This window comes from Agrobacterium genomosp. 13 str. CFBP 6927 (genome assembly GCA_900012615.1).
Lineage (GTDB): Bacteria > Pseudomonadota > Alphaproteobacteria > Rhizobiales > Rhizobiaceae > Agrobacterium.
Window position 1 is genome coordinate 1,669,889 of record LT009756.1, and the last position, 22,303, is coordinate 1,692,191.

Genomic DNA, 22,303 nt, shown 5'->3' on the forward strand with positions numbered 1-22,303 from the left:
AAGAAATAACAGTAGCGCAGCGGCTGAAACGACGTCTCACAATCTACGATAAGCTGAAACGGCAGCCAGACATGCAACTCGCTAGAATGCATGATATCGCTGGATGTAGGTTAATATTTGAGGATATTTTTTCGCTGAACGAGACACGGCGGCAAATAATTGGATCAAAATTTAAACATAAACTACGAAACTCTCTTGGAGATTACGACTACATAGCTACACCTAAAAACACGGGATATCGGGGTGTTCACGACGTATATGAATATGTCTCCTATTCTGGAAGCGCAGAAAAATGGAACGGATTGCAAATAGAATTGCAATACAGAACTAAAACGCAGCATGCTTGGGCTACTGCCGTCGAAATTGTTGGCTCACTCACAGGTAACGAGTCAAAGTTTGATCGGGGAGACAAAGATCATCAACAATTCTTTCGCCTTAGTAGCGAGTTGCTAGCGAGACGTCATGAAGACAAAAAATCCTGCCTCCCTGATTTAACAGACCGAGAAATCGTCAGTAAAATCATAGAGATAGAGAGAAAAATTGGCGTCATAAGGCTACTAGAAGGAATTCACGTTTCTGCCGAACAACTAAAAGACGCGAGAAATCTTATCCTACGCATGGGTCCCAAGGGAGTTCTGACTGTCTATGGTTTTACAAAGACCAAGACGGCTCTCGAAAGATATTTTGAGCTTGAAGAGGAGGAGGGTGAAGACGACATCGTATTTGTCAGAGGGGACACCAATGACGGAATTCGTAGTGCTTTCCGAAATTATTTCTCTGATGCTAGAGATTTCACATCATTAATTCATACGGCCTTGCGTTAACAACACAACGGTAATCGGCGCCTTGCGAAATCATTGGGAATAGGGCCGCAGCGAACCGGACCAGCCTGCCCGCGCCTATCTGAAGGCCATCGCTGTCGATCCCGAGGGAACAGCGGCCGCGCTCCGTAAAGGCGCGGCCTGACCTTCCCTCACCCCATAAAATCCACCAGCAGCTTCACATTCAGCGCCGCAATCACCACCGCTATCAGCCACGCAAAAGCCGAGAGCCAGAGCGGCGCTTTCAGTGCGCCCATCTTGGCCTTGTCGGAGGTGAACATGACGAGCGGGAAGACGGCGAAGGAGAGTTGCAGGCTGAGCACCACCTGCGTCAGAATCAGCAGCTCGGCCGTGCCACTGTCGCCATAGAAGATGGTGACGCCGGCGGCCGGGACGATGGCGATAGCGCGGGTGATGAGGCGGCGCAGCCAGGGGGCGAGCTGCATCTTCAGGAAACCCTCCATCACGATCTGGCCCGCAAGCGTCGCCGTGACGGTGGAGTTGATGCCGCAGCACAGGAGCGCCACGCCGAACAGCGTCGGCGCAATGGCAAGGCCGAGCAGCGGCGCGAGCAGATTATGCGCCTCCCCCAGTTCCGAGACATTCGTCTGCCCGGTTTTATTGAAAGTCGCCGCCGCCAGAATGAGGATCGAGGCGTTGATGAGCAGCGCGAACATCAGGGCGATGGTGGAATCGAGCGTCGCGAATTTGAGCGCCTCACGCTTCTCGGGCAGCGTCTCACCGATGGCACGGGTCTGTATGATGCCCGAATGCAGGTAGAGATTATGCGGCATCACCGTCGCCCCCAGAATGCCGAGCGCCAGATAAAGCATGTCCGGATTGGTGACGATATCAGTCGTCGGCGCGAACCCAAGGATCACCTGCCCCCAGTCTGGATCGGCAAGCGCCACCTGAATGGCGAAACACACGGCGATGACGCCAAGCAGCGTGATGACCAGCGCCTCCACCCAGCGGAAGCCGAGCTTTTGCAGATAAAGGATCAGGAACACATCAAGCGCGGTGATGAGGACGCCAAGCTCAAGCGGAATGCCGAAGATCAGGTTGAGGCCGATGGCCGTGCCGATGACCTCGGCGATGTCAGTCGCAATGATGGCGATTTCGGCGAGCAGCCACAGCACCATCGCCACCGGTTTCGGATAGGCATCGCGGCAGGCCTGGGCGAGATCGCGCCCGGAAGCAATCGCCAGACGCGCGCAGAGCGATTGCAGGACAATGGCCATGATGTTCGACACCAGCGCGACTGTCAGCAGCGTGTAGCCGAATCTGGAACCACCGGCGAGCGAGGTCGCCCAGTTTCCGGGATCCATATAACCAACCGCGACGAGATATCCGGGTCCGAAAAAGGCCATGGCCCGGCGAAACGTGCCGGCATTCGGCTTGACCCTGATCGTGCTGTGAACGTCGGAGAGCGAAAGGTCGTCGCCATTCCGCCGCCATCCAAAGACAGGCTTGTCCATCTTGCGAACTTTCAAATGGAATTTTATTAATGCAATTGCAAATCATTCGCATAAACGGGATTGACTGGCAAGCGGGCTTTTGACCTCTTTTTGATGCGGGAGATTGTCGGTCATTTTGCCGGCGGTTATCCCGGCACGGGAAGCCTCTGCTCCGGCATCGCCGCGTGACATCAGGGCCGTTAAATGCGCCCGGAGCAGCGGCTTTTTGTCACCGCATGGGGGACTATTTTGTTTGGCGATTGACAGCCGGGATGTCGTTCCGTGTACACAGACGGTCGATACATTTACGGCACTATTTCAGAAGGAACAGCGAAGTGAACCTGATTGCCCACGTCGAAATTCCGGTCCTTGATCTTGAAAGGGCAATGCGTTTCTACACCGCCGTTTTTGATGTGAACTTCGAAGAGATCGTCACGATCCACGATAACCGGATGGCCTATTTCCCCTTTGAGGAGGGAAAGGACGGAGCGAGCGGCGCGCTCGCCGAGGGCGACACCTATGTTCCGACGAAAGACGGGGCGATTATCTATCTTGGCGTCCAGAATATCGATGATGTTCTTGCCAGAGCCGTTCAGCATGGCAGCGAAATCCTGTTTCCGAAAACGCCGGTCAACGAGAATCTCTTCGTCGCCGAAATCGCTGACAGCGAGGGAAATCGCATCGCCATCCAATCCGCCTGAGGCGGATTCCGCGGCAAAATAACGTTGGCGATGGCCGGGCGTCCCTCACGGCCTTGTCATCGCCCCTGCCCCGTCATTGCGGAACAGCGGCTTGCGCGCCTGCGTTGATCTTTCACGAAGCAACGATATTCCGGGGAAGCTCATGCGATACGGCGATAAATTCAGTGTGGTGCATCATCCGAGCCAATGGCCGAAATATATCATGGCGCATCGAAGACCGCGTGACTGGCTGATGACGATCAGCGGCATGGTACTGCTGTTCATCGTCGCCGCCACGGTCGCCATGGGTTATCTCGTAACCAGCCATCCCGGCAAACCGGAGCCGAACCCCGGCATCGTCGAGGAGCAGGCTACGGAAAACGGGGCCTAAAGCAGCGCTAGCGGCACAAAGCCTCCGGCAGCAGGCGCCGTGGACTCAGGCAGGAAGATGCGCGCTGAACTGCGCCTCATGCAGGCGGCTGTAATGGCCCTTCGCGGCCAGAAGCTCGGCATGGGCGCCGGTTTCGGCAATGCCGGTCTGGTCCACCACCACGATGCGCGAGGCATCGCGGATCGTCGCCAGCCGGTGGGCGATGACGAGCGTGGTGCGGCCTTTGGCAAGCTCCGTCAGCGATTGCTGGATGGCCCGTTCGGTCTCGGTATCGAGCGCCGACGTCGCCTCATCGAGAATGAGGATCGGCGGGTTCTTGAGGAACATGCGGGCAATGGCAAGACGCTGTTTCTGGCCGCCGGACAGCTTGACGCCGCGCTCGCCGATAACGGTGTCGAGCCCGAGCGGCATCGCCTCGATGACGCCATCGAGACGCGCGCGCCGTGCCGCATCCATGATTTCCTCATCCGATGCACCGAGCCGGCCATATTCGATATTCTCGCGAATCGTGCCGCCGAACAGGAAGACATCCTGCTGCACGATGCCGATCTGGTTACGCAGCGACGTAAGCTTCATCCTGCGGATATCGACGCCGTCAATGGTGATAGCGCCGCTGGTGACGTCGTAAAAGCGCGGCAGAAGCGAACAGAGCGTTGTCTTGCCCGCCCCCGAAGGGCCAACGAAGGCCACCGTCTCGCCGGCGCTGATCTTCAGGTCGATATTGGTAAGAACGGTCTTGCCCTCGGCATAACCGAAACCGACATGACGATATTCAATATCGCCGCGCAGCAGCGGCGCTTCCACCGCATCCGGCGCATCAACGATATCAGGCGCCGTGTCCAGCAGCTCGGTGAAGCGGCGGAAACCGGCAATGCCCTTGGGATAGGTCTCGATGACCGAATTGATCTTTTCCACCGGCCGGAAAAACACGCCCACCAGCAGCAGGAAGCCGACAAAGCCGCCTTCGGTCAGGCTGCCCGTCAGCACAAACCAGGCGCCGCAGATCATCACGATCATCTGCGTCAGGCGCATGCTCATATAGCTGAGCGAGGTGCTGGCGGCCATGATCTTGTAGGCGTCGAGCTTGGTGCGGCGGTATTTCTGGTTGTCCTTCTCGAACAGCGCGCGCTCGTGGTCCTCATTGGCGAAGGCCTGCACCACCCGCATGCCGCCGACATTTTCCTCGATACGGGCGTTGAAGTCGCCGACACGACCGTAGAGTGCGCGAAAATTCTGCGTCATTCGGCCGCCGTAACGACTGGTCACCCAGGCGGTGACGGGTACGACGGCGGCAGTGATGAACGCCAGCTGGACATTGACCGACAGCATCAAAAGGAAAGCGCCGATGAAGGTCATGATGGCGATGAACAGATCCTCAGGGCCGTGATGGGCCACCTCGCCGATCTCCTCCAGATCCTTCGTCAGCCGCCCGACAAGATGGCCGGTCTTCTGATTGTCGAAATAACGGAAGGAAAGCTTCTGCAGATGATCGAAGGCCAGACGCCGCATGTCGGTCTCGATATTGATGCCGAGCATATGTCCCCAATAGGTGACGGTCGCCATCAGCCCGGTATTCAGCACGTAAATGACGAGAAGACCCACCGACGCTGCAAGGATGATCGCCCATTCACCGCCCGGCAGCAGCACGTCGACAAAGGCCTTCACCGCCATGGGAAAGCCGAGTTCGAGCACGCCCGACAAAACCGCGCAGGAGAAATCGAGAATGAACAGACCGCGATAGGGACGGTAATAGGAAAAGAAACGGCGGAGCATGGCATGACCTGGAGATCGGACGCGGCAACCTTACGCCGCAAGAAAAACGGAGTTCAATTGTCATATTTCAATGCGCGAGCCAAGACCGATGTTCTATTTTTACCAAAATCGTTCAATAGGCTAGGCAATAAACACACAACGGTAATGTGATCCGATTATATTGCACTTATATGTATCGGTGTGACAGAGTGAATGCACCCTTCGGGGAGAATGCGAGAAAGAGCCTGCCGTGAGTAATATTGACAGCCGTAAGCCCAGTGGCGAACCGAGATGGCTTGGTCCCGCCAGCCCGACGCGGATCGCCCTGATCCCGCCCATCTCGGCTGCGCGCTGGCTGCTCGTTCTCGTCGCCCTTGCCGGCATTTATTTCTTCCACGGCTTTCTCGTCCCCGTTCTCGCCGCCCTCGTCATCGGTTTTGCCAGCTGGCCGGTCTATACACGGCTGTTGCGGCAGGTGGGCGGCAACACCACACTTGGCGCCACCATCGCCATCATCCTCATCCTCGCCTTCCTCGTCGTGCCGATTTTCATCGCCGCCTCCTACACGGCCAGCGAAATTCGCGAATGGTTCGGCTGGGCCGTTCATGTCAACAAGACGGGCGCTCCCGTACCGGACTGGATCGCCGCACTTCCCGGCGTCGGCCCCTGGTTCGGCGAGCAATGGGTGAAATATATCGGCACGCCGGGCGCCATCGGCGAAGTCATCCAGCTCGTCAGCGGCGCCAATATCGGCAATATCTACCGGGCGATCCTTGCCGCCGGCAATGGCGCTTTCCACCTCGTGCTGACGCTGCTGTTCATGCTGATCGCGCTGTTCTTCGTCTACCGCAACGGCGCCGGCTTCACCCGCCAGGTCGACCTTGTGGGCGAACGCATCCTGCCGACACGGTGGGAACGCATCTCCCGCGTCGTGCCCGCCACCATCAGCTCCACCGTTACGGGCATGACGCTGATCGCCATCGGTGAAGGCATCATCCTCGGCATCGCCTACTGGATCGCCGGCGTGCCCTCGCCCGTCACGCTCGGTGTTCTCACCGGCGTCATGGCCCTCATTCCGGGCGGCGCGCCGCTCTCCTTTACGCTGGTCTCGATCTATCTGGTCGCCAGCGGTTCCCCGGCCTACGGGCTGGCGCTGTTCGTCTGGGGCTCGGTCGAGCTTTTCATCGTCGACAAGACTATCCGCCCCAAGCTGGTCGGCGGCCCGATCAAACTGCCCTTCCTGCCGACCTTTTTCGGCCTCGTTGGCGGCGTCAAGACCATGGGCTTCCTCGGTCTCTTTATCGGCCCTGTGCTGATGGCGCTTCTGGTAGCGATCTGGCGCGAATGGGTGCGCGAAGTGGAACTCTCGGGCGCCGTCAGCGCCGAGCTTCCGCCCTCACCGCCCACGCAGGACGATCCCGTTGATGAGGTCACTGCGCTAGAAGACGATAACGAGGAAACAACGGCATTTCGGAAAGCCGCTTTCTGATTGCTGATGCCTGCAGTGAAGGGCTTGCTCTAACGCGGCTCAGCTAGGGAAAAATCCCCGAACCCCGCCTCCGTCATGCTCGGGCCTGCCCCGAGCATCTGCGACCGATTGATTTCACGCTAGGTGGTTGGATCCTCGGCACCAGGCCGAGGATGACGTCGAGTGTGCGGCGCGGCCTGCCGGCAAACGCGCGCAGCAGGCTTAAAGCGCCTTCTCCATGAACAGGCTGAGCGGATCAGGCCTGTAGGGCGCGAAGGCTTCGATCTCCACAAACCCCGCCTTGCGATAAAGACCGATCGCTTCCGGCTGGCTGATGCCGGTTTCGAGCCGGATGACGGAAAGCCCTAGTTCGACGCCACGCGCAACAAGCGTATCCATGATCAGCTTGCCGATCCGCAATCCCCGCGCTTCGGGATCGACGAACATGCGCTTGACCTCCGCCGTGCCGTCGCCGGCTTCCACCAGCGCACCGCAGCCGACCACGCTGCCATCATGCCGCACGACGAAAAAGGAGACATTGTCCTTTTCCAGCTGGCCGATATCGACAAGGTGATTGCTCTCGGCGGGATAAAGCGATGCCATATAGGCGTTAGAAAGATCGATGAGGCGCAGAACCGCTTCCTGCCGGGGCGTTTCAAGCTTGATTTCCGTGGCCAATGCGATGCCTGCTTTCTCTATAAAAATGCGTATTTCGTCGTAATGTCACTGCAATCCCGATAGATGAGTTTCTAGAGCATAATTCCTGACAGAGGCAACACACATCATGAAAACAGCCCTCGTCCTCATGACCTTTCTAGGCTGCGACGATAGCGCCACCGATTGCCATTACATCGCCACATCGCAGCAGCGCTGGACGAGCATCGAACTCTGCGACGCCGTTTCCGAGAAGGAGCTGGAGCGTTACGCCAATGCGTCATATCCGGTCGTCGTGGCGGTGTGCCAGACACCCGGCGAAGAGACGCCCCAGACGGCGGGCAACACCCCTGGCACCCAGCCTCCGGCCGCCGCAGCACCGGCCGGGACGCAGCACGCGACGGAACAGGTGACGCAGAAGGAAGAAGAGAGCCTGACAAAGCAGGCGATCAGTCGCGTCAGCCGCATCCTGCCCTCCACCGAAGGCGTGAAGCACCTGCTCGGAACGCCGGTCAGAATGGTGGAAGACAGCTATTCTTGGATCGCCAAGCGGTTCGAGAAGTGAAGTAATTCCGGGAAATGAACCCTCCCTCATTCCTGTGCCTGTCACAGGAATCCAGTCGACGCACGTCTGTGCGGCGGGAAGAGCCTTTTCAGCCCAAGGACTTGGGCTGGCTGGATTCCTGTGACAGGCACAGGAATGAGGTAGGTGTGGATGCGCTGGTTCGAAAACATCGCGGCGTTCAGTGGATTCCGATCTCGCCGGAAATGACCAGACCTCAGGCCGCCTCGACCGTCAGCGCTTCCGCATAATACCGCGCCTTCTGCCGCTCCTCGGCAATGGCGAGCTTGCGCACGGCGTGCAGCAGTTCGAAAAGCGTTTCGGAACCATTGGCGTTACGGAAATGCGCCAGCAACTCGGCCGATACGGAGGCCGCCGCCTCTGAAAGATGCGAGCGCGCGGCGCGGCGCCACATCAGCGTCGCTTCCGTGAAGACATCGATGACATCACCAAGAAGACCGACGGATTTGAACAGCGCCTTCAGCGCATGTGGCCGTCCGGTGGCAAGAATGGCGCGTACCTTACGGTCGTCGAGGCCCGAGAGATTGACCATCGCCGCCGTGAAGAATTCCAGCTTGCCCGAACAGACAGCGTGGATGAGAAGCGCCGGCGTCAATTCCAGCCTCTGCCGCAGATGCTCCACCAGCGCGGGCAATTCAGGCGACGAAACGCTGCCGGCAATAAGGATGGTGGCGCAATCCTCCGCTTCGCGGAAAATGCTGTCGGCGCGACTTTGCGCAATCAGGCCATGAACCAGTGCTGAACCCGCCAGAGCCTCGCTGACGCGGCCCATCAGAAGGTGACGCGCATCGGCCGGCAGCGCCTCGCGGCGAAGCAGAAGATCGCGAATATCGGCATCCGAACCATGGCGCTCGGCAATGCGCCGCAGGGAAAACGGCGTGATGAAGGCATCGTCGTTCTCGAGAAGAATGATCGTTTCCGGCAAATCGCCGACTTCGGCAAGTGCTGCGCAGACCCCGCGCGGCAGGGCCGGCCTTGCCGCGATGAGGGCACGGGTAACACTTTCGCCGCGCCCGGCAAGATCGACCAGATCGGCCTCTCCGAGAACGGGCGAACGGGCAATCACCGTGCAGGCGATTTCCGGCTGGTCTTCGGCAAGCGAAACGAGAATGGCGCGGGGAGCATCAAGGTCATCCGCCAGCGCCTCGGCAAGCGCCAGCCTGACACGCGGCGAAGGATCGTCGAGAAGATAGGTCATCGCCATATAGGCGGCATCGCGGTTCTCCCGCGCCATGTCGGAATGCAGATAGGCGCGACCGAGAGCATTGGCGGCTTTCGCCCGCTCGGTCGATCCAGCCTTTTCAGACCAGCGAAGAAATGCCTGTACGATCACCTGAGCCTCGAAACACATTCGCAACAATGAGTAACGGCATCATCGCCGCCACCATGTATAAAACTCTAGGCGCAAATGGTTTACGTTTGGTTCACCATAAAATTTAACCGTTGCCGGCGAAGAACTATATTGATGGCGCAGTAGAAGGCCGCCGCAGCTGGAATACATCGCTGCCGCCGTCGCAATAATCCATATAGCCCATGCGCGCCACGGGACGTGCCAGCCCCATATCGATACGGCCGTCGCGAATGATCGTCTCATCGATATGGATCGCCATGACCTGTCCGATGACCATCCACGAATCCGCCGGATTGCCATCGATGTCCATGAGCTGCTGTATCTGCGTCACCCGGCATTCCAGCACGGCCAGCGCCTCGCCCACGAAAGGTGCATCCACGACCCGACCGTCAACGGCGGTCAGACCCGCAAGGGCGAATTCATCGACATCATAGGCGACGGGCGCTGAAGACGCATTCATCCCGTCGACCAGGTGGCGGCTGACGAGGTTGGCGGTGAAAACGCCGGTCTCCTCCACATTGCGCAGACTGTCCTTACGCCCGCTGGAGGAAAACATAACGAGCTTCGGCCGGTCGGAAATCGCATTGAAGAAGGAATAGGGCGAGAGGTTGAGAGAACCGTCCCTCCCCTTCGAGCCGATCCAGCCGATCGGCCGCGGCGCAACGATCGCCTTGAAAGGATCGTGCGGCAGACCGTGCTGGTTGGTATCGGTGGTGTAGAACATCAGACGTCCCCAACCCAGGTCACCACGTCGGCAAGCTCCGGCCGTGGCCGTTCCACCGGCGGGAATGTCGTCGAGCCGATATGGATATAGCCCGCCACCTTCTCGTCCGCGGCAACGCCCAGTTCCGAGAGGAAGGCCTGGTCGAAGGCAAGCCATTCCGTCAGCCAGTTTGCCGCATAACCATTGGCATTGGCCGAGAAGATGAGATTGAGGCAGACGGCGCCGGCGGACATGACCTGCTCCCACTCCGGGATTTTGAAATGTGGCTTGGCGGTGCTGATGACGGCGATGACGACAGGCGCGCGGGTGAAGCGGGTGCGCTCTGCATCCTGCTGCTGGAGGTCCAGCTCCGGGTTCTTCTCGAGCGCGATCCGGAGCGCGGCTTCACCAAGACGCACACGATCTTCACCGCGGTAAACGACGAAACGCCAGGGCGCCAGCTTGCCGTGATCCGGAACGCGCACGGCAAGGCGCAGGATTTCCTCGATGTCGGCTTTCGAAGGACCCGGCTCGGAAAGTTGCAAAGCGGGCGTGGAACGGCGCACCTTGAGATAGTCGAGGAGCTTGATATCGCTTGTCATGATCAAAAATCTTCCATTCTGCTGTCATCGCGAAATTATGGGCCTTGAAATAGCCACGGCATTGGTTTTGAAGTGATCCGGGAAAATCAAGAAGTCAATCGGTATCGAAAATGTCGGCAATCAAATTCGTGGCCAAATTCGCGACACGTCTGGCCATTGCGTTCGCCGCGATCGGCATTTTATCACAGGCAGCTTTTTCGCAGGACGCGTTTAAAGACTTCAAGCAGCTTGGCGGCACGCCGAAAATGCCGAAACTCAATGCTTTCACCGCCCCGACTGCGCCCAATGCCCCGACAAGCACCGCCCGCGACATCGCCATGGAAGCCAAGCTGACGAGCGAAGGCGAAGCGGTGAAGGAAGGCCTGTCCTGGCGCGTTTTCAGCCCCATCCCGGGTGCTGACGGCAAATTGCCGATGCTGGCAAGCTCCGAGGGCGGCTCGGCACATTTTAATCTGGTGCCCGGAGAATATTTCGTCAACGTCGCCTTCGGCCGCGCCGGCGTTACCAAGAAACTCAATATTCCAACATCAGGCAACGTTCAGAAACAGGTGCTGATTCTCGATGCCGGCGGTTTCGTGCTGAACGCGGTCGCAGGTTCCGACAAGCAGATCTCCGGCACCCAGCTGAAATTCTCCGTCTATTCGTCGGACGCCCGCCCGGATGGCGAGCGCGGCCTCGTCATGTCCGATATCAAGCCCAACACCATCGTCCGCCTCAATGCCGGCACGTACCACGTGGTTTCCGAATATGGCAACGTCAATGCGGTGGTGCGCGCCGATATCCAGGTGGAAGCCGGCAAGCTGACGGAAGCAACGCTCCAGCATCAGGCCGCCCAGATCACCCTCAAGCTCGTCTCCGAAGAAGGCGGCGAGGCCATTGCCGATACGGCCTGGTCGGTGCTGAACGGCGGCGGCGACGTGGTCAACGAAAGCGTCAGCGCCTTTTCGACCATGGTTCTGGCGGAAGGTGAATATACCGCCATCGCCCGCAACAAGGACAAGGTTTTCCAGCGCAACTTCAAGGTCACGTCCGGCCGGGATTCGGATGTGGAAGTGCTGATGAAGGACCAGGCGCCGGAAGATATGACCGGGGATTTCGAGTAGGTTCGATTGAACTAATCTCGAGGCCAGCGGTATGCCCCAAAAACCTTTCCTCCGTCATGCCGGACTTGATCCGGCATCCAGCCACGGCGCGTCTGCGCGGTGAGAAACGAGTCTTTCGCGATCAAGGACTTGATCGCACTGGACCCCGGATCTAGTCCGGGGTGACGGAGTGCGGATGCCCCGCCTTCTGCCAGCACATCCCCACAAACAAAACGGCCCCCGAAGGGGCCGTCGTCATTTCTCAAGCAACCTGCTTCTTCGCCGCAAGCTTGCGCTTCACATCCGGCGGCGTCGCCTCGTCCACAAGGCTCGTAATCGCATCTTCGAGCGACATCGGCGTCTGGTTCTGCGAACCGAGGCGGCGGATGTTGACGGTGCGCTCTTCCGCTTCCTTGCGGCCGCAGACGATGATGACCGGAACCTTGGTCACCGAATGCTCGCGGATCTTGTAGTTGATCTTCTCGTTGCGGAAATCGGTCTCGACCGCCATGCCGGCCTCGCGCAGCGCTTCGGCAACCTCGCGTCCGTAATCATCCGCATCCGAGGTGATCGTCGCGACCACGACCTGAAGCGGCGCAAACCACAGCGGCATATGGCCGGCAAAGTTCTCGATGAGAATGCCGAGGAAGCGCTCCATGGAGCCGCAGATGGCGCGATGGATCATCACCGGCTGCGTCTTTTCGGAGTTCTGGTCGATATAGAAGGCGCCGAAACGTTCCGGCAGGTTGAAGTCCACCTGCGTCGTGCCGCATTGCCATTCACGGCCGATGGCGTCCTTCAGCGTATATTCGAACTTCGGCCCGTAGAACGCACCCTCGCCCGGCAGGATGCCGGTCTTGATGCGACCTTCGGACTGCTCCTCGATGGTCTTCAGAACATCCATCATCACGCTTTCGGCGCGATCCCAGAGATCGTCGGAACCGACGCGCTTTTCCGGACGCGTGGAGAGCTTGACGACGACTTCGCTGAAACCGAAATCCTCATATACGGACAGGATGAGATCGTTGATGCGCAGGCATTCCGCCGCCATCTGCTCTTCGGTGCAGAAGACATGCGCATCGTCCTGCGTGAAACCGCGAACGCGCATCAGGCCGTGCAGCGCGCCGGAAGCCTCGTAACGATGCACGGTGCCGAATTCCGCAAGGCGGACGGGCATTTCGCGGTAAGACTTCAAGCCATGCTTGAAGATCTGCACGTGACCCGGGCAGTTCATCGGCTTCAATGCGAAGACGCGCTGATCAGCTTCCTCGTCATCGGGATGGGTGAAGGCATGGGCGGATTTCACCGCGAACATGTTTTCCTGATACCAGCCCCAGTGACCGGAGGTTTCCCACAGCGACTTGTCCAGCACCTGCGGTGCATTGACTTCCTGATAGGTATTGGCGAGCCGGCGGCGCATATAGGCCGTCAGCGTCTGGAACATCCGCCAGCCCTTGCCGTGCCAGAACACGACGCCCGGGCCTTCTTCCTGGAAATGGAACAGGTCCATTTCGCGGCCGAGGCGGCGGTGGTCGCGCTTTTCGGCTTCGGCCAGCACGTGCAGATAATTGTCCAGCTCTTCCTGCGTCGCCCAGGCGGTGCCGTAGATGCGCGACAGCATCGCATTGTTGCTGTCACCGCGCCAATAGGCGCCGGCCACCTTCATCAGCTTGAAGGCCGTACCGATCTGCCCCGTGGAGGCCATATGCGGGCCACGGCAAAGATCGAACCAGTCGCCCTGGTAATAGATCTTCAGGTCCTGACCTGCCGGAATGGCGTCGACCAGCTCGACCTTGTAGTTCTCGCCCTTGGCGGCGAACACTTCCTTGGCCTTTTCGCGCGACCAGACCTCGCGGGTGAACGGCTTGTTGCGCAGAATGATTTCCTTCATGCGCTTTTCGATCTTCGGCAGATCTTCCGGCGTGAAAGGTTCGTTCTTGGCAAAGTCGTAATAAAAGCCGTTCTCGATCACAGGGCCAATCGTCACCTGCGTGCCGGGCCACAGTTCCTGCACGGCTTCGGCCATGACGTGGGCGGCATCGTGGCGGATGAGCTCCAGCGCACGCCCGTCTTCACGCGTGACGATCTCGATTTTGCCATCGGTGATGGTCTCGGACAAATCGCGCACGGTGCCGTCAAGCGCAATGGCGACAGCCTTCTTGGCAAGCGATTTGGAAATGGATTCGGCGACCTCGCGGCCGGTCGTACCGGCGGGGTAGCTGCGCACGGATCCATCGGGAAATGTAAGGGAAACAGCTTCAGACATTGTCTAACTCTCCTGTCCAGTCCCGCCAACGAATGCGGGTGGTGTTGGAATAATAATCGCCCGACTAGTAATGGGCAGGCAGGCTGATAAAGAATTTTGCCGTTCCAGTCAAAGGTGAACGGCGTTTCACCGGAGCATTTCAGCGAGTCCGTTGACGGTATTGACGTTGCGGGTCGTCCCGACCCCAAGCCTCTTGGTGGTCAATACCGATAAAAGCCGGCTTTCGCTTGGCTTGCCGCCAAAATCGATCCAGAGGTCGCCGCCGACAAGGGTGATCTTTTCATCCCGGCGATATGTCTCCAGAAATCCGAGAACGTCGCTGCCGAGTGGTTCCCGCATCACCCGCACGCAGACGTCCGGTGGATGACCGTCAGTAAACGGGTTCTCGGCGGTCAATCTCAGCCAGTCAGGGGCTGAACGAACGAGAATATCGACGTGTTTGCCGAACCGTTTCTCGAAGGCGCGTTCAAGCCTGTCCTCGATGTCGTAAACAGGAGCAGCCTGCGCGTGAAAGACAAGATTTCCAGTCGCGACCAGCGTTCTGCAATCGCCAAAGCCGAGCTCCTGCGCCATTTCACGCAGATCGGCCATGAGGAGCCGCCTGCCCGCACCAAGCACGATACTGTGCAGCAGAGCCACATAGGTCATCGGCGCAGCTTCCAGTAACGCCAGGGCGCCCACCAGCGCCTGTTGCCGCCGAGCGTTTCCGGCACCGGGTCAAGCCCGCTGGTGCCGCCCGGTCCGCAGCGCGCGACGCGAAACAGCGTCATCCATCCCCCCGCCCAAAGCCCGTGACGGGCAATGGCCTCATAACCATATTCGGAACAGGTGGGGATGTGGCGGCAGGAGTTTCCGATGAAGCCGGAAAGCGTCAGCTGATAAAGCCGGATGAAACCGACGCCCAGAAGCCGCCCCGGCGTTTTGGCAAAGGCGCCGCCCCAGTTGCGGGATCGCCCGGCCTTTACCGCCGTCTCATTATGCCGGCAGCCCGGTTCGCCGCACATCGCCTAACCCGCAGCGTTCAGAACCGGCCGGCTCTCGATCTGGTCGAGCGCATCGATCACCGCTTCGAAAGTCAGCATGGTCGAGGCGTGGCGGGCCTTGAAGTCCCGTACCGGTGAAAGCACGCGCATATCCACAAAACGCCCCGTCGGCCCCTCGCCGTCCTGTTTCAGCATGGCAAGCATGTCTTCGCGCGCCTGCCGAAGCTCTGCACTGGAAGCACCGACGATATGATGCGCCATGATGGAGGCGGAGGCCTGCCCCAATGCGCAGGCGCGAACCTCATGCGAAAATGCCGTGACGATGCCGCCTTCGAGCTTCAGATAGACCTTGAGTTTCGAGCCGCACAGCCGCGAGTGTTTCTCGGCGCTGGCATCGGCATCCTCAAGAACACCGATCAGCGGAATATTCCCGGCAAATTCCAGAATGCGATTATTGTAGATATCGTCCATCGTCAGGTGTCCGGCGCGCTCAAGAATGCCCAAAAACAGGACAGGTCAAATTTTTCAAACACAGCGTTTCTCGCGGTGAAGCTTTCCTGCCCTTCATTCTCATTATATGCTAACGAGCTTTCTGGACATCAAGCTGCGATGAAATTAACGGCTCTGATACCGAAATATCAGCATCGGTCTTGCCAAAATGCTGTAAAACAACCAGATAGCAGCAACAGCGGACAGAAGTCCGCTTTTAAAAAAACGAAGTTCAGGTGCGGCCTTGACCCGCATCGGGAGAGACGGAATGGATGCGATCGTGAAGAATTTCCCCGGCGCTGGCGCAAAACCCGATGTGGCCGAGGCTCGCCCAAGCCAGGCGGAAGCGGAAGAAGCAGTACGCGTTCTTCTGCGCTGGGCAGGAGAAAACCCCGCCCGCGAAGGTCTCCTGGATACGCCCAAGCGCGTCGCCAAGGCCTACCGCGAACTCTTCGCCGGTTATGAGCTGAACGTTCAGGACGTGCTCGGCACGACCTTCGAGGAAGTCGGCGGTTATGATGATGTGGTGCTGGTGCGCGACATCCCCTTCTTCTCCCATTGCGAACACCATATGGTGCCGATCGTCGGCAAGGCGCATGTCGCCTATCTTCCGGCCGGACGCGTGCTCGGCCTGTCGAAGATCGCCCGCGTCGTCGAAATCTTCGGCCGCCGCCTGCAGACGCAGGAAAACATGACCGCGCAGATTGCGAGATCCATCGAGGAAACGCTGAAACCGCGCGGCGTGGCCGTCATGATCGACGCCGAACATATGTGCATGTCCATGCGCGGCGTAAACAAGCAGGGGTCCACGACCCTCACCACCAGCTTCACCGGCACGTTCAAGAACGATCCGGCCGAGCAGGTGCGCTTCATGACCATGGTGCGGAACCGCTAAGGTTCCGCTTTTCCTCCGGGGTAGCAATGTCCATATCGTTTCCGTCCGCGCCTGCGGACAAGGAAGTGCTCGAAAACGCAGGCCTTTTTTCACCGCGATTCGATGCCAACGGCCTCGTCACCGCCGTGGTCACGGATGCGCATGACGGCGAATTGCTGATGGTCGCCCATATGAATGCGGAAGCCTTGGCTCTGACGCTGGAGACCGGCATTGCCCACTATTACAGCCGCTCGCGCGACAGGATCTGGAAGAAGGGCGAAACATCAGGCAATCTGCAGACGGTGAAGGAGTTCCGCACCGATTGCGATCAGGACGCCGTCTGGCTGAAGGTCTGCGTCGCCGGTCATGATGCCACCTGCCATACCGGTCGCCGCTCGTGCTTCTACCGCACGGTCGAGTTGGCCGACGGCAATGCCGTCACCAGAATCACCGACGATACCCGCCATTTCGACCCGGCCAGCGTCTATTCGGACAAGTGAAGCTCGATCTTCCATCGGCCGCACCAATTTGCTACCAATATAGCGGGCTCCGGGGATAAGGGCGGAGTCCGTCGAACTGGCAGGGAGTGCGGTCATGTTGGGATGGGGTAATCGTCACAATCCTCTTGCGGTTGGAAATCCCGAAAACATCGGCAACGAGCCGCCCGTCACCGAGATTGTCGACACACGCCGCATCGCGCTGGCGCTCGGCGGCGGCGCAGCACGCGGCTGGGCCCATATCGGCGTCTTGCGGGCACTGGACGAGGCCGGGGTGAAGATCGGCATGATTGCCGGAACCTCGATCGGAGCGCTGGTGGGCGGTTGTTATCTCGCCGGCAAGCTCGATGAGCTGGAGGAATTCGCCCGCTCGCTGACGATGCGCCGCATTGCCGGCCTTCTCGACCTCACAATCGGCGGCGGCGGCCTCTTCGGCGGCATGCGGCTGACCAAGCGCATGCAGGAGCATCTGGAAGGCCTGCGTGTCGAAAACCTCGATCATCCCTTCATCGCCGTCGCGACGGAATTGCGCACGGGCCACGAGGTCTGGATCCATCAGGGCGATCTCGTCACGGCGCTGCGCTCATCCTATGCACTGCCGGGAATTTTTGAGCCAGTGCAATGCAATGGCCGTACGCTGATCGATGGCGCACTGGTCAATCCCGTACCGGTTTCGGTCTGCCGGGCCTATGAGCAGGCGCTCGTCGTCGCCGTCAACCTCAATTATGATCTGTTCGGCCGCTCCGCCGTGGTCAAACATGCGGCTTCATCAGCCGGCGGCGGCGCTGCCCCCGTGGAAAGCCCCCCGCGCCCCGGCCTGCCGGGTGTGATGGTACAGGCTTTCAACATCATTCAGGACCGGATTTCGCGCTCGCGTCTGGCGGGCGATCCGCCCGACCTCATGCTGCACCCCCGCATCAACGATATCGGCCTGTCGGAATTCCACCGCGCCAGCGAAGCCATCGACAGGGGATATGAGGAAACGCGCGCCCGCATTCCTGAACTGGAGCGCATGCAACAGGCGTTCCGCCGCTGATGCAGGACGCGTAGGGTTAGATTTTAGCGCCGAGCATTTCGAGCTAGAGAGAAAACGCGCGCTCCCGCGCCCTCCTGCCTGTGCTCGTCACAGGAAGGAGCGTGTCGGGGCACTCGGTCAAAACCTTACGGAATGCCCCGCTGGAACTACCGCTAGCCAAGGCGCGAAACCTCAGCCGGCGATATAGGCCTTGATATGTTCGGCCTCCAACTCGATCTCGCCGATCCGCGCCTTCACCACGTCACCGATGGAGATGATGCCGGCAAGACGGCCATTTTCCTCGACCGGAATATGGCGGAAGCGTCCGCCTGTCATGATCTCCATCAACTCGTCGGTGGTGGAGTTGTGATGACAGCGGATGACGTTCCTGGTCATGGCCGCCGAGACCAGTTGCTGGAGGGAAGCGGCGCCCTGGCCTGCCACGGCTTTCACCAGATCGCGTTCCGTGAAAATGCCGAGAACGACACCGTCGGCATCGGTCACGACGAGAGCGCCGATCTTGTGCGCATGCAGCGTTCCCGCCGCTTCGCCGATGGTCACGCCCGGACCGACAGTCACGACATCCCGGCCCTTGCGGTCGAGAAGATCTTTTACGAATGTTGCCATGCCTTCCTCCTCTTTTCAGCAATCCGCAACGCGCCGCAGTCTCCCCCGACGGTTGCAAATCATGGAACATGGTGCGCTGAGGCCCGCGTGAATGCAATCCCGGATGGGACGCGCGCAAGCAAATTTGCGCCACGGCCGTCAAGGAGCGTGATCGCTTTAGCGCAGCGGACGATCGAACAGGCCGAAGAAAAGAAACCCAAGCAGGAAGCCGAAAATATGCGCATCCCAGGCGATTGCACCGCCGACATCGCCGAACAGCGGAACCCCGACCGCAATCAGCACATTGCCGAAAAGCCACATCAGGGTGAAGACGAGCACGGTTCTGTTCGAAAGCGCCGCCAGAATGCTCTGCCGGGGCATCAGATGCCCGAAAGAAGCGCTGTAGCCGCCGCGAGCGGGGAAAGCGAAACGGCAGGCGGCCCCCATCAGCGCCGAGACCACACCTGACGCGCCGATCAGGACCGTGACGTCGCCCCAGTTCAGCGCCGCATGGCCAAAGGCCGAAACGGCGGCGGAAATGCACCACAACAACACGAATCGGAGTGTGCCGATCCGGCGCAGAACCGGCGCGCCGAAGGCCATCAGCCACAATCCGTTAAAGAGAATATGTTCGATGCCGCCATGCAGAAAAGAATAGGTGACCGGCGTCCAGAGCCATTCCATTCCCTGCTGGGAAAAAGACATGGCATAACGCAGCGGAATGAAGCCGAAGGTGAAAATATACCAGGCGGTGCCATCCTCCGACAGAAAATAGGCCGGAAGCACATAGGCCAGGAGCAATGCAGCCAATAGACCGACCAGAAACGGCGGCAGGTTGAAGACGGGATTGTTCGTGTCGTCTTTCGGTTCCGGCGTTTCCGAAACCGGCGGCTGCTCGCCGTCGCCATAGGACATGATACCATCCCTGTCTTTTTAGAAATTTACGTCTCCGAGCAATATAGGAAGCCCGGACGAAAAAAAAGCCGTCCCGCCTTTGATGCACCTGACGCGAAAACCCTATCGGTCCAAGCGCCGGGATCAAGAACAGTCCGGCTTGAGACAGCGCCCTGAAAGTCTCGGGCGGAGCCATCAATTGTGCTGACGGACGTTACCCCGACATGGCTGCACCGATGCCACGGCTCTTGTTATCGCGCAATCTCAACCATTTGTTAACCTTAACAAAATCGACTGGCACGAAATTCGCTACACCTCTCCATACAGACGTTCGAAAGGACATGATGTCCCAAAAACGAACATGGAGAACGATGCTATGAAAAGCATGGGCGGACTGGACATATACAATTATTGGGACGAGTTACGCGGCAACAAGCCCGCGCCCCGTCGCGAAGACATAGATCCCGCAAGGCTCAAACATCATCTGGGCGATCTCTTCATCCTGACGGACAAGGGAGAACACTCGCCATTCTTCCGCCTGGCCGGTACACGTCTTTGCGATCTGTTCGGCCGGGAATTGCGGGATCGTCCGTTTTCGGAACTGTGGTCGGCGGAAAAAGCCGTTTTCCCCTGCCGCGTCGCGCGTGGCATCCTGCAGCATCGGTTACCCGTCGTGTTCGACGTGGAGGTTGAGGATAATCATGGCGCGGCACCGCTGGCATTCGAGATGCTGCTGTTGCCGCTGCGCACCGACGAAGGCACGGCCCCGCGGTTGCTCGGAGCGCTGCTTCCGGAACGGCCGCGTCACGAATTCGACGCGCCCGTCAATTGCCTTGTTATGAAGGGCAGCCGCCTGCTGCACCTGGACATCGCCTCAGCAAATTATGCGGCGAATGCGGGAGCGGCCGTCACACCGCGCACGGGAAACTGTTGAAGACTGATCCACCTGCCCCGGTGCGGGCAGATGGCACGCAGCCATCCCGGAATTTCGCGTAAAAAACGTCATATGTGTAACGATTATTGCCATTTGGAAAAATTGTAGAGATCAAACAATACAGTCTGTTAACCCGGGCAAGGTAGAGATTTGTGATCATTATCCGTCACAATTGCGCTGTCCATGTTTTCATCTCGCTCGGCCAACACCGCCCAAATTCTGCGTCCCGTTGAAGAGGCGCCCCTCGACGACGCCGTTCGCGTGTCGTTCAGCGGCCGTCTCATGTTGCCCGACCATCAGGAATATGATTGCACAGCGACCGAGATGACCGCCGAGAAAGCACAGTTCAGCTGCTCCGGCATCGCCCGCAACGGCGACCGCGTCATCGCCTATCTCCAGCACATCGGCCGCATCGAAGGAACGGTGACATCGCTCACCGCCTCCGGCTTTGTCATCGCCATCAATGCGCCAGAGCGCAAGCGTGAAAAGCTTGCCGCCCAGCTGGCATGGATCGCCAAGCGCCAATTGCTTGGCCTGCCGGAAGACCGCCGCCACGACCGCCTGACGCCGCGCAATGCCAAGGCCCAGCTGGTTCTGGAAGACGGCGTGCTTGTCACCTGCCGGCTCATCGACCTTTCCCTGTCCGGCGCTGCAATCGAAATCGAAAACCGGCCGCCGCTCGGCAGCCGCGTCCAGCTCGGCAAGGCCATGAGCGGCAAGATCGTACGTCACTTCATGGAAGGCGTGGCGGTCGAGTTCGACCGCGTCCAGTCTCCCGACGCCCTGATCGAGTTTCTCTAGACATTTCCAGTGGAAGTCTTGGAGTAGTTTTACGCACAGAATGCGTAAAGCTGGGGGTGAGAAATGCTCCGACAAATTCAATCCATGGAACGTGAAGCAGGCTTGATGCGGGCGCAGCATTTTGGTGCGCGCCAGAACCGGTCAAGAATACTGCTTGCCGTTATGACGGCCTCGAGCCGGATCCAGTAAGCTCAAGTCCCTAGTTCAGAACAAACATGCCACCGCGCGGACGCGCATCGACGCGATTCCCGCAAAACCGGAATGGCGGCGGCGGAGATTGAGTTTTGAACGGCACTTCCTGCACCGCCTATTCCGCTTAACCCAGATGCCACATGGCCGGTCACGGCGCGTAACCTAGCGCCACTGCGGGCAGTTTCCTGCACTTGGACCCTCAGGAAAACGCCCGTTCCAAAACTTTTTCCAAGAAAAAAGCAGTTTTTTCGAAGTTTTTTTCGCTGACTTTTCGTGCTGTCCCGACCTGAAACAGCCATCCCAAAACGGGAAATCCATGTCCCTGCGCTGCGCCACCAGATGACTTCACGCGGCCGTGAAAACAGCCCAACTCAAAAAAATCGCTGTCAATACAGTGGAATAAATGGCTACCAAAAGACTAAGGGCGGGATGCGTAAAATTCTAATAAAATTTATCTCGAACACGCATAAAAACTCACTCAAATACAGTTCAAAATAGCGGCTAATTTGCTGAAATTTAAGCTCAAATTGCCCCACCTAAATTTCCGGCGGGTCAAAATATACCTGCGAATGTCTTCTCAACACGGGGAGACAAGCAATGAACAACAACCGTATCGTTTTCGTCCTGATCGCATTGATCGTCAGCGCCTTCGCAAGCCAGGCAAGCGCATCGCCGGCCGCCGTCATGCGTGTGATCGGCAAGGCCAACCCGCCGATCGGCCACTATGAATTCTGCCAGACCTATCAGAGCGAATGCCAGCCGACCTCGCTGGATACCGGTCCGATGAAGCTGACCGAAGAGCGCTGGAAGACGATGCTGGACGTCAACTACACCGTCAACACGACGATCACGCCGATGACCGATATGGAAATCTACGGCGTTGAGGAACGCTGGGCCTATCCGACCACGGTCGGCGATTGCGAAGACTTCGTGCTTCTGAAGCGCAAGATGCTGATGAACAAGGGCTTCTCCGCCTCCAACCTGCTGATCACGGTGGTTCTGCAGCCGAATGGCGAAGGCCATGCTGTCCTCACCGTTCGCACCGATCGCGGCGATTTCATCCTCGACAACATGCGTAACAAGGTCATGAACTGGTCTGAGACCGAATATACCTACCTGAAGCGCCAGGACACCGCCAATCCCGGCCGCTGGATGAAAATTCAAGATGGCCGCGCCACCAACGCCGTCGGCGGCATCAACTAAAGCTG

General features: G+C 58.9%; 24 protein-coding genes and 1 pseudogene. 13 read left to right on the forward strand and 12 right to left on the reverse strand.

Annotated features, from left to right (window positions below; genetic code table 11):
• Window positions 1-23 precede the first annotated feature (23 nt).
• Together AGR13A_RS08295 and AGR13A_RS25125 are read left to right on the forward strand one after the other, a co-directional pair.
• Window positions 24-824 (forward strand): RelA/SpoT domain-containing protein, encoded by an 801-nt coding sequence (locus AGR13A_RS08295; RefSeq protein ID WP_308400231.1) that lies wholly within the window; start codon window positions 24-26, stop codon window positions 822-824.
• A gap of 43 nt (window positions 825-867) precedes the next feature.
• Window positions 868-966: pseudogene (locus AGR13A_RS25125) on the forward strand (helix-turn-helix domain-containing protein); the annotation flags it as partial.
• A gap of 7 nt (window positions 967-973) precedes the next feature.
• Here AGR13A_RS25125 and AGR13A_RS08305 read toward each other — a convergent pair.
• A complete protein-coding gene (locus tag AGR13A_RS08305; protein WP_080834675.1) occupies window positions 974-2,299 on the reverse strand; it encodes an Nramp family divalent metal transporter in 1,326 nt (441 codons plus the stop codon).
• A 314-nt stretch (window positions 2,300-2,613) separates the two neighbouring features.
• Here AGR13A_RS08305 and AGR13A_RS08310 point away from each other — a divergent pair, with 314 nt between their 5' ends.
• A complete protein-coding gene (locus AGR13A_RS08310) occupies window positions 2,614-2,979 on the forward strand; it encodes a VOC family protein (protein ID WP_080834680.1) in 366 nt (121 codons plus the stop codon).
• A 142-nt stretch (window positions 2,980-3,121) separates the two neighbouring features.
• The gene (locus tag AGR13A_RS08315) at window positions 3,122-3,349 is read left to right on the forward strand and encodes a hypothetical protein (RefSeq protein WP_080836690.1); all 228 of its coding nucleotides are present in this window, start codon (window positions 3,122-3,124) and stop codon (window positions 3,347-3,349) included.
• A 45-nt stretch (window positions 3,350-3,394) separates the two neighbouring features.
• On the opposite strand, the gene AGR13A_RS08320 is transcribed toward AGR13A_RS08315, so the two are convergent.
• On the reverse strand, window positions 3,395-5,122 hold the full coding sequence (locus AGR13A_RS08320; protein ID WP_035223041.1) for an ABC transporter ATP-binding protein: 1,728 nt from the start codon (window positions 5,120-5,122) through the stop codon (window positions 3,395-3,397).
• A 229-nt stretch (window positions 5,123-5,351) separates the two neighbouring features.
• Between AGR13A_RS08320 and AGR13A_RS08325 the strand changes: the two genes are divergently transcribed.
• Window positions 5,352-6,590 carry an AI-2E family transporter gene (locus AGR13A_RS08325; protein ID WP_080834681.1) on the forward strand — a complete coding sequence of 413 codons (1,239 nt, stop codon included), beginning with the start codon at window positions 5,352-5,354 and terminating at the stop codon, window positions 6,588-6,590.
• 201 nt (window positions 6,591-6,791) lie between these two features.
• Here the strand turns inward: AGR13A_RS08325 and AGR13A_RS08330 are convergent, their stop codons facing one another.
• The gene (locus AGR13A_RS08330; protein ID WP_080834683.1) at window positions 6,792-7,247 is read right to left on the reverse strand and encodes a GNAT family N-acetyltransferase; all 456 of its coding nucleotides are present in this window, start codon (window positions 7,245-7,247) and stop codon (window positions 6,792-6,794) included.
• A gap of 106 nt (window positions 7,248-7,353) precedes the next feature.
• On the opposite strand from AGR13A_RS08330, the gene AGR13A_RS08335 reads away from it, so the two are divergent.
• Window positions 7,354-7,788 carry a hypothetical protein gene (locus AGR13A_RS08335; RefSeq protein WP_035223036.1) on the forward strand — a complete coding sequence of 145 codons (435 nt, stop codon included), beginning with the start codon at window positions 7,354-7,356 and terminating at the stop codon, window positions 7,786-7,788.
• Window positions 7,789-8,002: 214 nt separating this feature from the next.
• On the opposite strand, the gene AGR13A_RS08345 is transcribed toward AGR13A_RS08335, so the two are convergent.
• From AGR13A_RS08345 to AGR13A_RS08355, 3 genes are all read right to left on the reverse strand, one after another.
• The gene (locus AGR13A_RS08345) at window positions 8,003-9,157 is read right to left on the reverse strand and encodes a DUF2336 domain-containing protein (RefSeq protein ID WP_080834687.1); all 1,155 of its coding nucleotides are present in this window, start codon (window positions 9,155-9,157) and stop codon (window positions 8,003-8,005) included.
• Window positions 9,158-9,263: 106 nt separating this feature from the next.
• A complete protein-coding gene (locus AGR13A_RS08350) occupies window positions 9,264-9,881 on the reverse strand; it encodes a flavin reductase family protein (RefSeq protein WP_080834689.1) in 618 nt (205 codons plus the stop codon).
• On the reverse strand, window positions 9,881-10,462 hold the full coding sequence (locus AGR13A_RS08355; protein ID WP_080834691.1) for a nitroreductase family protein: 582 nt from the start codon (window positions 10,460-10,462) through the stop codon (window positions 9,881-9,883). Before AGR13A_RS08355 ends, AGR13A_RS08350 begins: the two co-directional genes overlap by 1 nt.
• Before the next feature lie 110 nt (window positions 10,463-10,572).
• Between AGR13A_RS08355 and AGR13A_RS08360 the strand changes: the two genes are divergently transcribed.
• A complete protein-coding gene (locus AGR13A_RS08360) occupies window positions 10,573-11,565 on the forward strand; it encodes a hypothetical protein (RefSeq protein ID WP_035223025.1) in 993 nt (330 codons plus the stop codon).
• A gap of 241 nt (window positions 11,566-11,806) precedes the next feature.
• Here AGR13A_RS08360 and thrS read toward each other — a convergent pair whose 3' ends face one another.
• The 4 genes from thrS to AGR13A_RS08380 all read right to left on the reverse strand — a co-directional run bounded on the left by thrS (window position 11,807) and on the right by AGR13A_RS08380 (window position 15,264).
• Window positions 11,807-13,810: a threonine--tRNA ligase gene (gene thrS / locus AGR13A_RS08365; RefSeq protein ID WP_035223022.1), complete on the reverse strand. Its 2,004-nt coding sequence runs from the start codon at window positions 13,808-13,810 to the stop codon at window positions 11,807-11,809.
• Between the two features lie 126 nt (window positions 13,811-13,936).
• On the reverse strand, window positions 13,937-14,458 hold the full coding sequence (locus tag AGR13A_RS08370; protein ID WP_080834695.1) for a DUF1697 domain-containing protein: 522 nt from the start codon (window positions 14,456-14,458) through the stop codon (window positions 13,937-13,939).
• Window positions 14,455-14,814: a membrane protein insertion efficiency factor YidD gene (yidD, locus tag AGR13A_RS08375; protein ID WP_080834697.1), complete on the reverse strand. Its 360-nt coding sequence runs from the start codon at window positions 14,812-14,814 to the stop codon at window positions 14,455-14,457. The genes AGR13A_RS08370 and yidD overlap by 4 nt, the downstream gene beginning before the upstream one ends.
• Before the next feature lie 3 nt (window positions 14,815-14,817).
• The gene (locus tag AGR13A_RS08380) at window positions 14,818-15,264 is read right to left on the reverse strand and encodes an iron-sulfur cluster assembly scaffold protein (RefSeq protein WP_080836694.1); all 447 of its coding nucleotides are present in this window, start codon (window positions 15,262-15,264) and stop codon (window positions 14,818-14,820) included.
• A gap of 286 nt (window positions 15,265-15,550) precedes the next feature.
• Here AGR13A_RS08380 and folE point away from each other — a divergent pair, with 286 nt between their 5' ends.
• From folE to AGR13A_RS08395, 3 genes are all read left to right on the forward strand, one after another.
• Window positions 15,551-16,177, forward strand: coding sequence for a GTP cyclohydrolase I FolE (gene folE, locus AGR13A_RS08385; protein ID WP_003495569.1), 627 nt, complete (start codon window positions 15,551-15,553; stop codon window positions 16,175-16,177).
• 26 nt (window positions 16,178-16,203) lie between these two features.
• Entirely contained in the window at window positions 16,204-16,656 is a 453-nt protein-coding gene (gene hisI / locus AGR13A_RS08390) for a phosphoribosyl-AMP cyclohydrolase (protein WP_080834699.1), read from the forward strand.
• A gap of 94 nt (window positions 16,657-16,750) precedes the next feature.
• A complete protein-coding gene (locus AGR13A_RS08395; protein ID WP_080834701.1) occupies window positions 16,751-17,689 on the forward strand; it encodes a patatin-like phospholipase family protein in 939 nt (312 codons plus the stop codon).
• 171 nt (window positions 17,690-17,860) lie between these two features.
• Here AGR13A_RS08395 and AGR13A_RS08400 read toward each other — a convergent pair whose 3' ends face one another.
• Both AGR13A_RS08400 and AGR13A_RS08405 read right to left on the reverse strand, forming a co-directional pair.
• Window positions 17,861-18,295: a CBS domain-containing protein gene (locus AGR13A_RS08400; protein WP_035223011.1), complete on the reverse strand. Its 435-nt coding sequence runs from the start codon at window positions 18,293-18,295 to the stop codon at window positions 17,861-17,863.
• A gap of 156 nt (window positions 18,296-18,451) precedes the next feature.
• The gene (locus tag AGR13A_RS08405; RefSeq protein WP_003495565.1) at window positions 18,452-19,189 is read right to left on the reverse strand and encodes a rhomboid family intramembrane serine protease; all 738 of its coding nucleotides are present in this window, start codon (window positions 19,187-19,189) and stop codon (window positions 18,452-18,454) included.
• Between the two features lie 355 nt (window positions 19,190-19,544).
• On the opposite strand from AGR13A_RS08405, the gene AGR13A_RS08410 reads away from it, so the two are divergent.
• The 3 genes from AGR13A_RS08410 to AGR13A_RS08420 all read left to right on the forward strand — a co-directional run bounded on the left by AGR13A_RS08410 (window position 19,545) and on the right by AGR13A_RS08420 (window position 22,298).
• Window positions 19,545-20,102 carry a PAS domain-containing protein gene (locus AGR13A_RS08410; protein ID WP_080834703.1) on the forward strand — a complete coding sequence of 186 codons (558 nt, stop codon included), beginning with the start codon at window positions 19,545-19,547 and terminating at the stop codon, window positions 20,100-20,102.
• 183 nt (window positions 20,103-20,285) lie between these two features.
• Window positions 20,286-20,903 (forward strand): PilZ domain-containing protein, encoded by a 618-nt coding sequence (locus tag AGR13A_RS08415; RefSeq protein WP_035223003.1) that lies wholly within the window; start codon window positions 20,286-20,288, stop codon window positions 20,901-20,903.
• A gap of 789 nt (window positions 20,904-21,692) precedes the next feature.
• Window positions 21,693-22,298: a transglutaminase-like cysteine peptidase gene (locus tag AGR13A_RS08420; protein ID WP_080834705.1), complete on the forward strand. Its 606-nt coding sequence runs from the start codon at window positions 21,693-21,695 to the stop codon at window positions 22,296-22,298.
• Window positions 22,299-22,303: the final 5 nt, after the last annotated feature.

Bases quoted from the DNA above. Each gene is read 5' to 3' on its own strand.
- AGR13A_RS08380 (WP_080836694.1), bottom strand. From the start codon at position 15,264: ATGGACGATATCTACAATAATCGCATTCTGGAATTTGCCGGGAATATT.
- AGR13A_RS08395 (WP_080834701.1), top strand. From the start codon at position 16,751: ATGTTGGGATGGGGTAATCGTCACAATCCTCTTGCGGTTGGAAATCCC.
- AGR13A_RS08315 (WP_080836690.1), top strand. From the start codon at position 3,122: ATGCGATACGGCGATAAATTCAGTGTGGTGCATCATCCGAGCCAATGG.
- AGR13A_RS08320 (WP_035223041.1), bottom strand. From the start codon at position 5,122: ATGCTCCGCCGTTTCTTTTCCTATTACCGTCCCTATCGCGGTCTGTTC.
- AGR13A_RS08420 (WP_080834705.1), top strand. From the start codon at position 21,693: ATGAACAACAACCGTATCGTTTTCGTCCTGATCGCATTGATCGTCAGC.
- AGR13A_RS08405 (WP_003495565.1), bottom strand. From the start codon at position 19,189: ATGTCCTATGGCGACGGCGAGCAGCCGCCGGTTTCGGAAACGCCGGAA.
- AGR13A_RS08335 (WP_035223036.1), top strand. From the start codon at position 7,354: ATGAAAACAGCCCTCGTCCTCATGACCTTTCTAGGCTGCGACGATAGC.
- AGR13A_RS08415 (WP_035223003.1), top strand. From the start codon at position 20,286: ATGTTTTCATCTCGCTCGGCCAACACCGCCCAAATTCTGCGTCCCGTT.
- AGR13A_RS08360 (WP_035223025.1), top strand. From the start codon at position 10,573: ATGTCGGCAATCAAATTCGTGGCCAAATTCGCGACACGTCTGGCCATT.
- AGR13A_RS08370 (WP_080834695.1), bottom strand. From the start codon at position 14,458: ATGACCTATGTGGCTCTGCTGCACAGTATCGTGCTTGGTGCGGGCAGG.
- AGR13A_RS08305 (WP_080834675.1), bottom strand. From the start codon at position 2,299: ATGGACAAGCCTGTCTTTGGATGGCGGCGGAATGGCGACGACCTTTCG.
- AGR13A_RS08350 (WP_080834689.1), bottom strand. From the start codon at position 9,881: ATGTTCTACACCACCGATACCAACCAGCACGGTCTGCCGCACGATCCT.
- yidD (WP_080834697.1), bottom strand. From the start codon at position 14,814: ATGTGCGGCGAACCGGGCTGCCGGCATAATGAGACGGCGGTAAAGGCC.
- hisI (WP_080834699.1), top strand. From the start codon at position 16,204: ATGTCCATATCGTTTCCGTCCGCGCCTGCGGACAAGGAAGTGCTCGAA.
- AGR13A_RS08355 (WP_080834691.1), bottom strand. From the start codon at position 10,462: ATGACAAGCGATATCAAGCTCCTCGACTATCTCAAGGTGCGCCGTTCC.
- AGR13A_RS08400 (WP_035223011.1), bottom strand. From the start codon at position 18,295: ATGGCAACATTCGTAAAAGATCTTCTCGACCGCAAGGGCCGGGATGTC.
- folE (WP_003495569.1), top strand. From the start codon at position 15,551: ATGGATGCGATCGTGAAGAATTTCCCCGGCGCTGGCGCAAAACCCGAT.
- AGR13A_RS08345 (WP_080834687.1), bottom strand. From the start codon at position 9,157: ATGTGTTTCGAGGCTCAGGTGATCGTACAGGCATTTCTTCGCTGGTCT.
- AGR13A_RS08410 (WP_080834703.1), top strand. From the start codon at position 19,545: ATGAAAAGCATGGGCGGACTGGACATATACAATTATTGGGACGAGTTA.
- thrS (WP_035223022.1), bottom strand. From the start codon at position 13,810: ATGTCTGAAGCTGTTTCCCTTACATTTCCCGATGGATCCGTGCGCAGC.